Origin of the sequence: Cobetia sp. ICG0124 (assembly GCF_004006355.1) — a bacterium.
GTDB classification, from domain to species: Bacteria; Pseudomonadota; Gammaproteobacteria; order Pseudomonadales; family Halomonadaceae; genus Cobetia; species Cobetia marina.
Map to the genome: position 1 here is coordinate 1,227,740 of NZ_CP024893.1, position 14,484 is coordinate 1,242,223.

Below are 14,484 nucleotides of genomic sequence, written 5' to 3' on the forward strand. Positions count from 1 at the left end.
CCAAGGATAGCCACATGCCGACATCAGATTCCCGGCCCGCCACGGTGGTGCTGGTCTCCAACTCGTCCTTCTTCCTCTACAACTTCCATCGCGGTGTCATCGAGGGCCTGCGCGACACGGGCTATCGCGTGGTGTGTCTCGCTCCTACCGATGCACACAGTGCGCGCCTGGTCGATGAGCTCAAGGTCGAGCATCGGCCGCTGGGGATGGAAGGCAAGGGCACGTCACTCGTGGGTGAGGGCAAGAGCCTGATGGCGCTGTTGATGACGCTGCTCAAGCTCAGGCCACGCTATGTCCTCAACTTCACCATCAAGGCCAATATCTACTCGGGGCTTGCCTGTCGCCTGCTCAACATCCCCTACACCAACAACGTCTCGGGACTGGGCACCGCCTTCCTCCACGACAGCTGGCTGTTCCGCCGGGTACGGGCGCTCTACGGCATCGCCAATCGCGGCGCACGCTGCGTGTTCTTCGAGAACCGGGATGACCAGGCGCTGTTCCTGCGCATGGGGCTGCAGAAGTCGACACCTTCCGTGGTGCTGCCCGGAGCGGGGATCGACCCTGAACGCTTCGCCTTCACCGAACAGCCCCAGAGCCCGCCGCTGACCTTCGTGATGGTCGCGCGGCTCATTGCCGACAAGGGCGTGCGGGAGTACGTGGCAGCGGCGGAACGCCTGCATGAGCGTTATCCCCAGGCACGCTTCTGGCTGATCGGGCCGTCGGGCATCAGCAACCGCACCGCGATCAGTGACGAGGAAATCGCCCAGTGGCGTGCGCGGGGCGTGCTGCATTATCTGGGGGAACAGCGTGATGTCAGGCCGTTCCTGGCCGAGTCCAACATCCTGGTGCTGCCGTCCTACCGAGAAGGCATGCCGCGTACGGTACTCGAAGCGGCCTCGATGGGACGTCCCGCCATCGTCAGCGACGTGCCCGGCTGTCGCAGCTCGGTGCTGCCGGGGGCCACTGGCTGGCTGTGCGAGGCCGGCAGCATCGACTCTCTCGAGCAGCACATGCAGGCCTGCCTGGAAATGCCCCGCGAGGCCCTGGAGGCGGCGGGGCTGGCCTCACGGGAGCGTATCGAGCGCGAGTTCGATCAGGCCATCGTGGTACGGGCCTATCTCGGGTGCATGCAGCACACCCTGGCGCCGCCATCGACACTCGTCGGTGGCGGGTTTTTTCTGCGCCGGAGATTGTCATGTCGCATCGCGCACCGTGCTGGCCGTCGGCCGCCTCACCGAGCAGAAGGGATTTGATGTCCTGCTGGAGGCCTGGGCCAGGGTCGCCCGTCAACATCCGGACTGGCGACTGCGCATCGTCGGCTGGGGAGAGGATGAGAACGCCCTCAAGGCTCAGGCCTGGACGCTGGGACTGAGCGAGAGCGTGGTCTTCGTCGGTCGCACCTCCCGGGTGGAAGAGGAGTATCAGCGGGCGGCGCTGTTCGCGATGAGTTCGCGCTGGGAGGGATTGCCGATGACGTTGCTGGAGGCGCAGTCCTTCGGTCTTCCCGTGGTCTCCACCAACTGCGAGACCGGCCCGGCGGAGATCCTTCAGGGCGGCAGTGGCGTGCTGGTGGATGTGGAAGATGCTGCGGCACTGGCGCGTGAGCTCTGCCTGCTGATCGAGGACGCGCCGCGGCGCCAGCAGATGTCCCTGCTGGCGCGCGAGAACGCGGCACGCTTCGATGCCGACGTCCTGTGTGACGAGTGGCAGCAGCTGCTGGCGCGCATGCTGCCCGGCCTCGCGCAATATCAGAAACGTGCCGGGGAGCAGGGTGCCAGCCAGTCAGGTAAGCCTTCGGCTAAACACTCGCTGACAAGTCGCCCGGTCACGCCCGCCAGGGTCACGCCGATATGCTGGTGGCCATAGGCATGGATCACGCGCGGCTCGTTGGGTGACGGGCCGATCACCGGCACGGAGTCCGGCAGGGTGGGGCGAAAGCCCAGCCAGCGCCGGGCTACCGGGGCATCCAGTCCCAGCACCCTGCGCACTCGGGTTTCCAGATAATCGAAGCGGGCCGGGTTGGCGGGCCCCGCAAGCGAACTCAACTCCACGGTGCCTGCCACTCGCAGACGCGGCCCTTCGGCGCCTCGCAGAGGCGTCATGTAGAAGGCACTCTCCACCGGACAGGTCGGGCGGTTGAGCGGCGAGTGCTCGAGATCGAATTCGATGTGGTAGCCACGCTCGGTATCCAACGGAATCCTGTCGCCGATCTGGCGGGCGAGATGTGCCGACCAGGCCCCGGCTGCCAGTACCACGCGGTCCGCCATCAGCCGTCTGCCGTCGGCGTACTCCAGCAGCATGCCGGAGGCCTGAGAGCTCAGGCGGGTGACCTCGGCGGTGACGAGTCGGCCCTCCTCACGCAGCGGAGCGGCCAGGGTATCGATGAACACCTGCGGGTCATCCAGATGACAGGAAGAGGGGAACAGCACGCCGCCGGCGGTATGGCCTGCCATGGCGGGTTCCAGCGCGATCAGCTCGTCCGCTGTCAGTACCTGCTGCTGGATGCCGAGCTGGTCACGCAGCCGGATATCGCCCTGTGCGGCCTGCAGGTTCTCGGCCTTGCCGTAGGCATATAGACAGCCCTTGCGCTGAATCATCCCGGCCGCCGCCGGGGCAGCGTCCAGCAGCGGCTGATAGTCCTCGTAGGTGTGACTGAGCAGACGCGCCAGCATCTCGCTGTTGGCTCGAAAGCGCGTGGCGTTGCACTGACCCATGAAGCGCATCAACCACGGCGAGAGCCTCGGCAGGCACTTCCAGTCGATGACGAAGGGGGAGTCAGGTGACAGCAGCAGTGAGGGCATGCTGCGCCAGATCTCGGGGCGAGCGATGGGCAGGCAGCCATAATCCGCGAGGGTACTGGCATTGCCGAAGGAGGTGCCGCTGGCGATGCCCTCGCGCTCGATCATCGTCACCTCGTGGCCGCTGCGCCGCAGCCACAGGGCGCAGGCGACACCGACGGCGCCCGCGCCGACCACGGCCACTTCCGTGTGTTCGCTATCACTCATCGAATGCTCACCATGTTGTCTTGTCGTTGTTGTCGGGGTGCTTGCGGTTCAGGAGCCGTTCGGCTCCTCGAAGGGCAGCGGGATGTCATCGCCACGCCGCACGGCGAAGACATTCAGCGTCATCGCCACCAGAGCGTAGTAACCCAGTATGCCAACCAGTTCGACCACGACCGTCTCGCCGAACATCGCGACGGCCTCGGCATACAGCGCATCATCGATACGCCGCTCGGCGTAGAGCGCGCGGGTGAATCGGTGGATCAGCCGCTCATCATCGCGGTCGAACTCAGGCTCCCGCTCCTCGCGCAGTGCCGTGATGACATCCGGCGAGAGACCGGCCTGCTCGGCGATCGGCGCGTGGATCTGCCATTCCGCCTGGGACTTCCACCACACCGCCGTGGTGAGAATCGCCAGCTCGCTCAGGCGCAGCTCAAGGCCGGTAGCGTAGCGGCAGAAGGCGCCGAGTCGCTGGGCGTGATTGGCAAGCTCCGGACTGTGGACCCAGGCCAGAAACGGGCCATCGAGGTTGCCGCGCGGGCCGCTGAGAATCTCGGCGATCACCTCGCGTTGGGCTGCGCTCATGCTGGCCTCATCCAGTTCGGTCAGGCGCGATGTGATCGCCATGAAAGTCACTCCATTCAAATCCATTCAAAGATCGTGGGGTAGGCAATGCGCCTGCAGCTGAGCCGTCACAGGCTGGCAAGGGTGGTGTCGATGGCACGCCCCAGCCTGTCGGTGATCTCGTCCAGATGTGAGTCTTCCAGCATGAACGGCGGCGCCAGCAGGATGTGATCGCCCTGGCGGCCATCCAGGGTGCCGCCCATCGGGTAGCACATCAGGCCTTCGGCCATGGCGGCCTTCTTGAGGCGTGCGTGCAGCTTGAGGGCAGGGTCGAAGGGGCGCTTGCTGTCGCGATCCGCCACCAGCTCAAGCCCCTGGAAGAGACCGCGACCGCGGATGTCGCCGATGTGAGGATGGTCCGCGAAGCGCTCGTTCAGGCGTGCCTGCAAGCCATTGCCCAGCCGCGTGACCTGCGCCAGCAGCTCGCGGGACTCGATGGCCTGCTGGACGGCCAGTGCCGCGGCACAGGCGGTGGCATGGCCGATGTAGGTATGGCCGTGCTGGAAGAAGCCGGAGCCATTGGCGATGGCGTCACGAATGCGCTGGCTGACCAGGGTCGCGCCGATCGGTTGATAGCCGGCGCCCAGCCCCTTGGCGATGGTGATCAGGTCCGCCGTGACACCTTCCTGCTCGGCGGCGAACAGGCTGCCGGTGCGTCCCATGCCGCACATCACCTCGTCGAGAATCAGCAGCACGCCGTAGCGGTCACAGACCTCGCGGATGCGCGTGAAGTAGCCCGGCACCGCCGTGACGGCCCCCAGGGTGGCACCCACGACGGGCTCTGCCACGAAGGCCATCACGTTCTCACCGCCCAGCCGCAGGATTTCCGCCTCAAGCTCGGCGGCGAGACGCACGCCCATCGCCTCGGGCGTCTCGTCGGGTTGCTGGTCCCGATAGGCGTAGCAGGGGCTGACGTGACTGACGTTGATCAACAGCGGCTCGAACTGCTGGCGGCGCCAGGCGTTGCCGCCAGTGGCCAGCGCGCCCAGCGTATTGCCGTGATAGCTCTGGCGCCGCGCGATCAGATGCTTGCGCTGGGGCTGGCCGATCTCGACGAAATACTGGCGGGCCAGCTTGAGTGCCGCCTCGACCGCTTCCGAGCCACCGGAGACGAAGTAGACGGACTCTAGCCCCTCGGGGGCGCGCTCGATGAGGAAGTCGGCCAGCTGCTCCATCGGCTCGCTGGTGAAGAACGAGGTATGCGCGTAGGCCAGTCGGCTGACCTGCTCCTTGATGGCCTGCGCCACTGCCTCGTCGCTGTGGCCCAGGCATGACACGGCAGCGCCACCGCTGGCATCCAGATAACGGCGACCCTCTCGGTCGACGATGTAGGGACCATCGCCCTGCACGGCGGTGGGGTAGTCCTGATGGAGATTGCGATGGAAGACGTGGCTCATGGGGGCTCCGTGGGGCGGGTGCGCGAAGGCGTAATGCAAATATGTAGTGCATTTGTCGTTTGTGCAATCAATAATTGCATACGGTCGTTTGTGCCTTCGGACTCGACCCGCCAGAGATGCTACCGTTGCCGCCATCTGTCCTGTCCCTTGCCAAGGAGGCATCCCATGCCCCCATCCTCCCGAGCCCCCGGGCCCGCATCCCCTGACTCGCCGCCGGAGACCCTGGAAGGGTTGAAGCAGCTGCTGGTGGCGATCGATCGTCGTGAGGTGGAGATCCGCCTCGGGGCGAGTTCCCGGCGTGTGCTGGCCGTGCTGATCGAGTCCCCGCAACGCACGGCGGTGTCTTCCATCAGCCAGCTGGCGGAGATGACCGGCGTGAATGCCTCGACCTTCTCGCGTCTGGCGCAGCGCCTGGGTTACGAGGGCTTCAGCCGGTTTCAGGCTGTCTTCCGTCAGGCCGTGACGGATGGCCAGCATTTCTACAGCGCCCAGGCGGCGCAACTCTCGTCACGTGATGCGGATAGCACCGCCATGGCGCAGCTGGCGCGGTTGGGGCGACAGGAAAGCGCCAATATTCTCGGCATGTTGGAGAGGGTGGACGCCGCGGCCTTCGAGGCCGCGACCACCTTGCTGGCAGAAGCCCCGCGCGTGCGCCTGCATGGCATGCGCCAGTTCAATTCCTTGGCACTGTTCATGGCCTATGGACTTGGCATGCTGCGCCCGGACGTGGCGCCGCTGGATGCCAGTCGTCAGGGCGTGGCGGATGCGCTGGCCCAGCTGGCGGCCGGCGACGTGCTGGTGGTGGCCAGCTGCTTCCCCTACACCCCAAGCGTGGTGGCCTGCGCCGAGGTCGCGGTGAAACGCGGAGTCGTGGTGATCGCGTTGACCGATTCGGCCAGCTCCCCGCTGGCGCCGCTGGCGCGCCACAGTTTCCATGTGCCCAATCACAGCCTCTTCTACAGCAACAGTATGAGCGCCTTCATGTTTCTCGCCGAAGGCCTGCTCAGCGAGGTGGCCAGCAAGCTGGGAGCGGCAGGCGTGGCCTCGCTCAAGCAGCGCGAGGCGATCATCACGGAGCTGGGAGGCGCACGTCGCTGATAGGCATGTGCAGGACCAAAGAGGGGCCTGAAGAAATTGGCGTGATTCCTGCAAAACGACTGAGATGAAATGACATCTGTCAGTGCAAGGAATCACCCATGAGTCGCGAATACCGTTACACCCTGGGCAGTCAGGTCCATCGCTTCGCCAGTCTGGCCGAGCTGATGGCCAAGGCGACCCCCGCCCGCTCCGGAGATCGCCTTGCTGGCGTGATCGCGGAAACCGCCGAGGAGCGAGTGATCGCTCAGCTGTGTCTGGCCGAATTGCCCCTCAAGACCTTCCTGAACGACGTGCTGATTCCCTACGAACAGGACGACATCACCCGCCTGATCATTGATGAGCATGATCCGGTAGCCTTCCTGCCGATCGCCCATCTCACCGTCGGCGACTTCCGCAACTGGCTGCTGAGTGATCTCGCGACGCCTGCGGTGCTGGCGCAGGTGCGTGCCGGCATCACCCCGGAAATGGCTGCGGCGGTCAGCAAGCTGATGCGCAATCAGGACCTGATTCTGGTCGCGAAGAAGTGTGAGGTGGTCACGGCCTTTCGCAATACCATCGGCAAGAGCGGCCATCTCTCCACGCGCCTGCAGCCCAACCATCCCACCGATGATGTCACCGGCATCGCTGCCAGCATTCTCGATGGCCTGCTCTACGGCAACGGCGACGCCGTGATCGGCATCAATCCGGCCACCGACAACGTGGCCCAGAGCATCAAGCTGATGCGTCTGATGGATGAAGTGATCCAGAAATACGAAATCCCCACCCAGTCCTGCGTGCTCACCCACGTCACCAACACCATTGAATGCATCGAGCAGGGCGCTCCGGTGGATCTTGTCTTCCAGTCCATCGGCGGCACCCAGGCCACCAACGAGAGCTTCGGCGTCGAGCTTTCCGTGCTGGCGGAGGCGCAGCAGGCCGCGCTGTCACTCAAGCGCGGCACGGTGGGCGACAACGTGATGTATTTCGAGACCGGCCAGGGCAGTGCGCTGTCCGCCGATGCCCATCACGGCCTGGACCAGCAGACCTGCGAGGCACGCGCCTATGCGGTGGCCCGCAAGTACTCGCCGTTGCTGGTGAACACCGTGGTCGGCTTCATCGGTCCCGAGTATCTGTTCAATGGCAAGGAGATCATCCGCGCGGGGCTTGAGGACCACTTCTGCGGCAAGCTGCTGGGCCTGCCGATGGGCTGCGACATCTGCTACACCAATCATGCCGATGCCGACCAGAACGACATGGATACCCTGCTGACGCTGCTCGGGGTGGCGGGCTGCAACTTCATCATGGGCATCCCCGGCTCCGATGACATCATGCTCAACTATCAGACCACCTCCTTCCACGATGCTCTCTATGCACGACGGGTGCTGGGCCTGGGCCCGGCGCCGGAATTCGCCGCCTGGCTCGAGGAGATGCAGATCTTCACCGATGTCGCCCAGCAGAAGCTGCCCGCTGACATGCCGTCCTGCTTTGCCGATTCCCTGCGTCAGGTATCCGGAGGTGATGCATGAGCCATGACTCTTCCCCCAGTGATGCGCGAATCGCCCGCCATCGTCACGCCCAATGCCTGGCAGTTGCTGGGACAGTTCACGGATGCGCGCATCGGCCTGGGCCGCGCCGGCATCAGCCTGCCGACCCAGCGCTCGCTGGAATTCCAGCTGGCGCATGCCCGCGCGCAGGACGCCGTCCATCTGCCGCTGGAGATTCCCCGACTGATCGAGGATCTCAATCAGCTACCTGCACTCGAGAACGCCCCTGACCTTCAGCGCCTGCACAGTCGCGCCGTGGATCGCACCACCTATCTGCAACGCCCCGACTATGGGCGACGTCTCGATGCGGCCTCGTGTGAGCAATTGTCCAGCCTCGCACCGGAGCCTGCGGATCTGGCCATCGTGATCGTCGATGGGCTGTCGTCTCTGGCGGTCCAGAACAACGCCGCGCCCTTCATCGCGGCATTGCTGGAAACGCTTGCCGAGGAGGGTCCGGATGCCTGGACGCTGTCACCCATCAGCGTGGTGGAGCAGGGACGGGTCGCGATCGGCGATGAAGTCGGTGAACTGCTCAGGGCGCGGGCGGTGCTGGTGATGGTCGGCGAGCGCCCCGGTCTCAGCTCACCGGACAGCCTCGGCCTCTATCTCACCTGGCAGCCGCGCGTCGGACTCAGTGATGCCAGTCGCAACTGCATCTCCAACGTGCGCCCGGCAGGGCTCGACTTCGCCATGGCCGCCCAGCGGCTGCATTACCTGCTGCGCGAGGCCCGCAAGCTCGGCCTCACCGGGGTGGGGCTCAAGGACAGAAGTGGTGACAACTCGCTGGAGAGCGGGGGCGGTATCCAGAACTTCCTGCTGTCCTGACGGGATGGCAGCGCATCAGCGGGAATCTCCCGATCCAACAATGACAAATGCTTGACGGAATCAAGGCGGCACCATGACTCGCGACACGAATCACGACATGAATCACGACACCAACGAGCAGGACTATCTGGCCAGACGGCAGTTGAAGAAGGGCACGGCGGGCTGGATTCTGCTGGCGGGACTCGGGGTCTCCTATGTGATCTCCGGCGATTTCGCCGGCTGGAATTTCGGTATCGCGGAGGCGGGCTGGGGCGGCTTCGCGATCGCGGCGCTGCTGATGGGCATCATGTATCTGGCGCTGGTGCTGTCGCTGGCGGAAATGTCAGCGGCGATACCGGCCGCCGGCGGCGGTTACAGCTTCGCGCGTCAGGCCATGGGCCCGGCTGGCGGCTATCTCACGGGCCTTGCGGTATTGATCGAATATGCGCTGGCCCCCGCAGCCATCGTCATCTTCATCGGCAGCGCGGTGGAGTCGCTGCTGGGCATCAATGGCCCGATCATCTACGCCATCTTCTACCTGATATTCATCGGTATCCACCTGGCGGGGGTTGGCGAGGCGCTCAAGGTGATGATGGTGATCAGCGGCCTGGCGGTGTTCGCGATCATCGCCACCGCGGTCGCGCTGATCGGTGACTTCGACAGCAGTCGCCTGTTCGACATCGCGCCGACGGATGCCTGGGGCGCCAGCGATTTCATGCCCAATGGCTGGTATGGCATCTGGGCCGCGCTGCCCTTCGGCATGTGGCTGTTCCTGGCCGTGGAAGGGGTGCCGCTGGCGGCAGAGGAATCGCGCAACCCGGCCCGTGATGTCCCGCGTGGCATCATCGGCGCCATGCTGTTTCTGATGTTCACCGCCGTGCTCGTCGTCTTCCTGCTGGCCGGTGCCGCCGGTGCCGAGGCGATCGGCAGCAGTGCCGTGCCGCTGGTGGATGCGCTGAACGCGACCGGCAGCGAAGGGTTGGCGACGCTGGTCAACGTGCTGGCACTGGCCGGGCTGGTGGCCTCGTTCTTCTCGATCATCTACGGCTACAGCCGTCTGGTGTTCGCGCTGTCACGGGCCGGCTATCTGCCCAAGACGCTGTCGCTGACCAGCAAGCGCAAGGCGCCGACCTGGGCGCTGGTGGTGCCGGGCATCTTCGGTTTCCTGGTCTCGCTGACCGGTGAAGGCGATCTGATCCTGGGCATGGCGGTGGTGGGGGCGACCGTCTCCTACGCACTGATGGCCGCCAGCCACATCCTGCTGCGCCTGCGCCAGCCGCAGATGGCGCGCCCCTATCGCACGCCGGGTGGCATCGTGACCTCCTCCATCGCGCTGGTGCTGTCGCTGATCGCGCTGACCGGGGTCTATGCCTTTGACCCGCGCGCCTTCAACTACACTCTGGTGCTGTTCGTGGTGGGCATCGCCTACTATGCCATCTTCAGCCGCCATCAGCTGGTGGCGAAGACCGCCGAGGAAGAGTTCGCGCTGGTGGCCAGTGCCGAGAGTGATCTCGCGGCCAGCTGATTCGCTCAGACAGACCCTTGCTCAGACAGACCCTTTAGCAAAGACGACAACGCCCGCCATGGCTGACCATGGCGGGCGTTGTCGTCTCTAGTTGATGGGCAGGATCCGATCAGAAAGGATACTGCGCCAGAAATTGCTGCGCGGCGGCGGCGGGGTCCTCGGCACAACACAGCGCCGAGACCACGGCGAGGCCGTCAGTGCCGCTGCTCATGACGTCTCCCGCATTGGCCAGCGAGATACCGCCGATGGCCACCGTCGGCAGCGGGCTTGAGCGCACCAGCTGGGTGAGTCCTTCGATGCCCAGCGGTGCGGCGTGATCGGGCTTGGTCGCGGTGGCATAGACCGGGCCGAGGCCGAGGTAGTCGATGCGCTCGACATCGACGGCCTTGAGCTGCTCAAGCGTCTGGACCGACAGGCCGATCAAGGCATCCTCGCCCAGACGGCGACGCGCCTCGACCGGGTCGCCATCGCTCTGGCCGATGTGCAGGCCATCGGCGCCACTGGCCAGCGCGACCTCGATGCGGTCATTGATGATCAGCGGCACCTCGTACTCGTCCAGCAGCGCCTTGAGGCGGATGGCCTGGGCGATCATCTCCTCGTCGCTGGCGTGCTTGTCGCGCAGCTGCACGACACTGACGCCGCCGCGCACGGCGGCCATCACGGTGGCTTCCAGGCCGCGCTCGGCGCACAGCGCGGGGTCGGTGACCAGGTAAAGGGATAGATCAAGTGACATCGGTCAGCTCCAGACGAGAGGCAAGCAGGGTGGAATCGGCGTCGAGAGTATACAGGGCATCCAGGAAGCGTGGCACGAAGCTGCCCGGGCCCTCTACTGACTGGCCCGCCGTCTCACCGGCTTCGGCGTAGCAGGCCAGCGCGGCGGCGGTGGCCTGCAAGGTGTCGTCATGTCCGTCGAGTGAGGCGCGAGAGGCGGCGAGGAAGGCGGCGACCACGCTGCTCAGTGCGCAGCCCATGGCGGTGACGCGGCCCATCAGCGCATGGCCGCCCTGAATCGTGATTTGCCGCTGGCCATCGGTGACGACATCGACGTGGCCGGTCATCGCCACCACGCAGTTCTGCGTGCGCGCCAGGGCGACCGCGGCCCGGCTGGCGCGCTCCAGCGCATCCTCACCGTCATCGCCGCTGTCCACGCCACGGCCCTGATTCATCTCGCCGGCCAGCGCCAGCACTTCGGAGGCATTGGCACGTATCACGCTGGGGCGATATTCCAGCAGCGCGCGGCACGCGTACTGGCGCAGGCTGGAGGCGCCGATGCCGACGGGGTCCAGCACCCAGGGTTTGCCATCGCGGTGGGCGCACATCGCCGCCAGCTGCATGGCCTCGATCCAGCTGGGCGACAGGGTGCCGATATTGATCGACAGCGCCGCACTGATGGCGGAGATCTCCTGGATCTCCTGCTGCGCATGCGCCATCAGCGGCGAGGCCCCGATGGCCAGCAGGGTATTGGCGGTCGGGGTCATGGCGACATGGTTGGTGATGTTGTGCACCAGCGGGGTGGTCTGACGCAGACGGCGCAACGCGTTGCCGGGGGAGTGGGATGGCGATGTCATCATGGAAGCTCGTGGTGAAAGACAGGGACCCGGTAGTCATCGAAAGTCGCGCAAAGGGTAATAAATAACATCATGGTTCTATAAACCTTGACGACAAGTCCATAAGATACAGGGTCTTACGGTCTTTTGTGTACGAGTCATCAGTCAAGGGTCATGCAGTGATACGCACAGGTCATCGCGGTAGCGTCAGCAATTCGAGCAGCAGTCACTCAAATATCGCTAGCAACAGCAGCACGAGTAGCATCAGCAAGAACACGCGCGGCCGGCAGCCCTCTGATGGCTCTCGGCTTGAGCGGATTGTCAGGCGGGTGGTGACGGCGCTGGCAGTCCCCGTGCTGTTGGGCGCTGCGGCCACCAGTCAGGCGAATGCGGTGATTGCCAGCTGGAATCTGAAGCATGCCGGCTGGAACAACGGCAAGCATCTCGAGCAGGTCGCGGCGGTGGCCAGCCACATGGATCTGATCGGCCTGCAGGAGGTGATGAAGGAGGAGGTCGTCAGCGAGCTCGAGCAGCAGCTGGAGGCCCTGACCGGCGACGAGTGGGACAGCCTGGTCAGTCATGCGGTGGGGCGCAGCACCTATACCGAGCGCTACGCCTATCTGTATCGCGACAAGACGATCGCCTATCAGGGCGGGGCTACCGTCTATCTCGATCCCGAGGATGTGTTCTCGCGCGAGCCGCTGCTCGCCACCTTCGTCGAGAAGGACACTGGGCGGGCCTTCAGCGCCGCCAACGTGCACATCGTCTATGGCGACAGCAAGGCGGATCGCTCGCCGGAAATCCGCGCGCTGGCGGATATCTATGACCTGATGAAGGAAATCTCGCCCGGCACTCCGGCGATCATCATGGGCGACTTCAACATGGCACCGACCGAGCCTGCGTGGGGAGATCTGCGTACCCTCGGCCTGCGCCCGTTGATCACCGAGGGTGCGACGACGCTCTCCAAGACCGATGGCCGCTATGCCTCGCTCTACGACAACATCTGGTATGTGCCGAGCGAATGGCCCAAGGCCAATGGCGATGTGTTCCGCTTCCCGGACTATCTGGGCATCAGTCATGAGACAGCGCGTGCCGATGTCTCGGACCACGCCCCGATCTATCTGTCGGTGACCGGCGAGACACTGGCGTTGCTACCGCTGGAGGGTGGCCAGCCGCAGGCAGCCGGGGCAGAGGTCGCCTCACACGAAAATGACGAAGCCAGCCATCACGCAATCCAGGTGATGGCTGGCTTCGTCGTATTGAGGCTGGTGGGCAGTTTCCCCGGTGCCGCCTGAGGTCAGCTCAGATACTTCTCGAACCAGGCAAGGGTTCTGTCCCAGGCGAGCTTGGCGGCCTGTTCGTCATAGCGTGGGGTCGAGTCGTTGTGGAATCCGTGGTGGGTGCCGGGGTAGAGGTAGGCCTCGTAGGTCTTGTCGTGTTCCTTCAGCGCGGCTTCATAGGCGGGCCAGCCAGCGTTGACGCGCTCGTCATGCTCGGCGTAATGCAAGAGCAGCGGCGCCTGGATGGCGGCGACTTCCTCGGCGCGTGGCTGGCGGCCATAGAACGGCACGGCGCAGGCCAGTTCCGGATAGGCGACGGCGGCTGCATTGGAGACGCCCCCGCCGTAGCAGAAGCCGGTGATGCCGATCTTGCCGGTGGTGCGATTCTCGGCCATCAGGTAATCGATGGCGGCAAAGAAGTCGTTCATCAGCTTTTCCGGGTCTACCTGTGCCTGCAGCTCCTTGCCTCTGGGGTCGTTGCCGGGATAGCCGCCCACCGAACTGAGGCCATCCGGCGCCAGCGCGACATAGCCGGCCTTGGCCACACGCCGCGCGACATCCTCGATATAGGGGTTCAGGCCGCGGTTCTCGTGCACCACCACCACGCCGGGCAACGGCCCGCTGGCATTGGCCGGTGTCACTCGATAGGCGCGCACCTCGCCGTGGCCTTCGGGAGAGGGGTAGGTGATGTACTCGGCCACGATGTCGGGGTCGGTGAACTCGACCTGTGAGGCCAGCGCGTAGTTCGGGCTTAGGCTGGCCAGTATCGAGGTGGCCGTCATGCCCGCGACGGCAAAGGCTGCCGCGCGATCCAGAAACTGGCGGCGGGTGATCTGGCCATGCACATAGCCGTCATACAGCTCCAGCAACTCGGGGGCAAAATCCTTTGCGGTCAGGCGGGTCATGTCAGACTCCTGAGGAGGCCACATGTCCAGGACACGCATGGTGACCCAGTTCGGTATGGGCACTTCCATTCGCAGCCAGAACTACACCGAGGCGGCGGCCCGCGGGATTCGTGATGCCCTGTGGCACAACTCCCTGAATGTGGCGGATGCCTTCGGCTTTCCCAAGGAGGCGATGCTGATCGAGGTCGAGATCGGCGTGCAGCAGCCCGACAAGGTCGACAGTGACGCCCTGCTGGGGATCTTTCCCTATGGCCAGCCCAGCGTGAAGGTGGTCAAGGGCGGGTTAGACGTGGCCAAGCCGGATGGTAGCGGGGTGAGCGTGATCGCCAATGTCGCCCTCATCGTGTCGTTTGACATGCTGGCGAGCGGTACCCCGCCATCCGTCAGGAGGTCAGGCATGAGCGAGCAGCGCATCATTCTCGAGATGGGCACCGGCAATGATCTCTACGGAGAGGACTACACCAAGGCCGCCTGCCGCGCAGTGCAGGATGCCCTGCATCATTCCTCCATCGTGCTGTTTCAGTCCCTGGGCATCGACCATCGTCAGATGCGTGTCGAGGTCACCATCGGCGTACAGACACCGGAGGCCGTGGATGTGGATGCCGTGACACGCGAGTTGCCACGCGGGCGCGCCGAGGTCACGGTGGTGCACGGTGGGCTGAATGTGCATGATGAGGCCAATGGCCAGACCCATGTCATCGCCTCGGCCGCCATCGCGGCAATGCTGGAGATCGAGCACGACGACTGGCAGCTGTGCTCGCCATAGGCGTCCCGAGTGGTGA

The 14,484-nt window shown here is 64.9% G+C and carries 14 protein-coding genes; 8 read left to right on the forward strand and 6 right to left on the reverse strand.

Annotated features, from left to right (window positions below):
• Positions 1-14: 14 nt before the first annotated feature.
• The gene (locus CU110_RS05655; protein WP_127734869.1) at positions 15-1,253 is read left to right on the forward strand and encodes a glycosyltransferase family 4 protein; all 1,239 of its coding nucleotides are present in this window, start codon (positions 15-17) and stop codon (positions 1,251-1,253) included.
• Positions 1,213-1,866, forward strand: coding sequence for a glycosyltransferase (locus CU110_RS05660; RefSeq protein ID WP_164850285.1), 654 nt, complete (start codon positions 1,213-1,215; stop codon positions 1,864-1,866). Before CU110_RS05655 ends, CU110_RS05660 begins: the two co-directional genes overlap by 41 nt.
• Here the strand turns inward: CU110_RS05660 and CU110_RS05665 are convergent.
• The 3 genes from CU110_RS05665 to CU110_RS05675 form a co-directional block, all read right to left on the reverse strand.
• Complete coding sequence (locus CU110_RS05665) at positions 1,749-3,005, reverse strand: FAD-dependent oxidoreductase (RefSeq protein WP_127734872.1); 1,257 nt, start codon at positions 3,003-3,005, stop codon at positions 1,749-1,751. The two genes, CU110_RS05660 and CU110_RS05665, sit on opposite strands and share 118 nt — an antisense overlap.
• Positions 3,006-3,053: 48 nt before the next feature.
• Positions 3,054-3,626: a 4-carboxymuconolactone decarboxylase gene (locus CU110_RS05670; protein ID WP_084208250.1), complete on the reverse strand. Its 573-nt coding sequence runs from the start codon at positions 3,624-3,626 to the stop codon at positions 3,054-3,056.
• A 65-nt stretch (positions 3,627-3,691) separates the two neighbouring features.
• Positions 3,692-5,020, reverse strand: a complete 1,329-nt coding sequence (locus CU110_RS05675; protein ID WP_084208251.1) for an aspartate aminotransferase family protein — start codon at positions 5,018-5,020, stop codon at positions 3,692-3,694.
• Between the two features lie 165 nt (positions 5,021-5,185).
• Here CU110_RS05675 and CU110_RS05680 point away from each other — a divergent pair, with 165 nt between their 5' ends.
• The 4 genes from CU110_RS05680 to eat all read left to right on the forward strand — a co-directional run bounded on the left by CU110_RS05680 (position 5,186) and on the right by eat (position 9,970).
• A complete protein-coding gene (locus CU110_RS05680; RefSeq protein WP_084208252.1) occupies positions 5,186-6,118 on the forward strand; it encodes a MurR/RpiR family transcriptional regulator in 933 nt (310 codons plus the stop codon).
• A gap of 98 nt (positions 6,119-6,216) precedes the next feature.
• Entirely contained in the window at positions 6,217-7,623 is a 1,407-nt protein-coding gene (locus CU110_RS05685) for an ethanolamine ammonia-lyase subunit EutB (protein WP_084208253.1), read from the forward strand.
• A gap of 3 nt (positions 7,624-7,626) precedes the next feature.
• Positions 7,627-8,466 (forward strand): ethanolamine ammonia-lyase subunit EutC, encoded by an 840-nt coding sequence (gene eutC, locus CU110_RS05690; RefSeq protein WP_240665489.1) that lies wholly within the window; start codon positions 7,627-7,629, stop codon positions 8,464-8,466.
• Positions 8,467-8,539: 73 nt separating this feature from the next.
• Positions 8,540-9,970 carry an ethanolamine permease gene (eat, locus tag CU110_RS05695; protein ID WP_240499686.1) on the forward strand — a complete coding sequence of 477 codons (1,431 nt, stop codon included), beginning with the start codon at positions 8,540-8,542 and terminating at the stop codon, positions 9,968-9,970.
• A 109-nt stretch (positions 9,971-10,079) separates the two neighbouring features.
• Here eat and thiE read toward each other — a convergent pair whose 3' ends face one another.
• Together thiE and thiM are read right to left on the reverse strand one after the other, a co-directional pair.
• Complete coding sequence (thiE, locus tag CU110_RS05700) at positions 10,080-10,703, reverse strand: thiamine phosphate synthase (RefSeq protein ID WP_084208256.1); 624 nt, start codon at positions 10,701-10,703, stop codon at positions 10,080-10,082.
• A complete protein-coding gene (thiM, locus tag CU110_RS05705; protein ID WP_346427164.1) occupies positions 10,693-11,541 on the reverse strand; it encodes a hydroxyethylthiazole kinase in 849 nt (282 codons plus the stop codon). The genes thiE and thiM overlap by 11 nt, the downstream gene beginning before the upstream one ends.
• A 329-nt stretch (positions 11,542-11,870) precedes the next feature.
• Between thiM and CU110_RS05710 the strand changes: the two genes are divergently transcribed.
• Positions 11,871-12,812: an endonuclease/exonuclease/phosphatase family protein gene (locus CU110_RS05710; RefSeq protein WP_164850286.1), complete on the forward strand. Its 942-nt coding sequence runs from the start codon at positions 11,871-11,873 to the stop codon at positions 12,810-12,812.
• Positions 12,813-12,814: 2 nt separating this feature from the next.
• Here the strand turns inward: CU110_RS05710 and yghX are convergent, their stop codons facing one another.
• Positions 12,815-13,702, reverse strand: a complete 888-nt coding sequence (gene yghX, locus CU110_RS05715) for a YghX family hydrolase (protein ID WP_084208257.1) — start codon at positions 13,700-13,702, stop codon at positions 12,815-12,817.
• A gap of 22 nt (positions 13,703-13,724) precedes the next feature.
• Here yghX and CU110_RS16630 point away from each other — a divergent pair, with 22 nt between their 5' ends.
• Positions 13,725-14,468 carry a Lin0512 family protein gene (locus tag CU110_RS16630; protein ID WP_240665490.1) on the forward strand — a complete coding sequence of 248 codons (744 nt, stop codon included), beginning with the start codon at positions 13,725-13,727 and terminating at the stop codon, positions 14,466-14,468.
• The last annotated feature ends 16 nt before the right edge of the window (positions 14,469-14,484 follow it).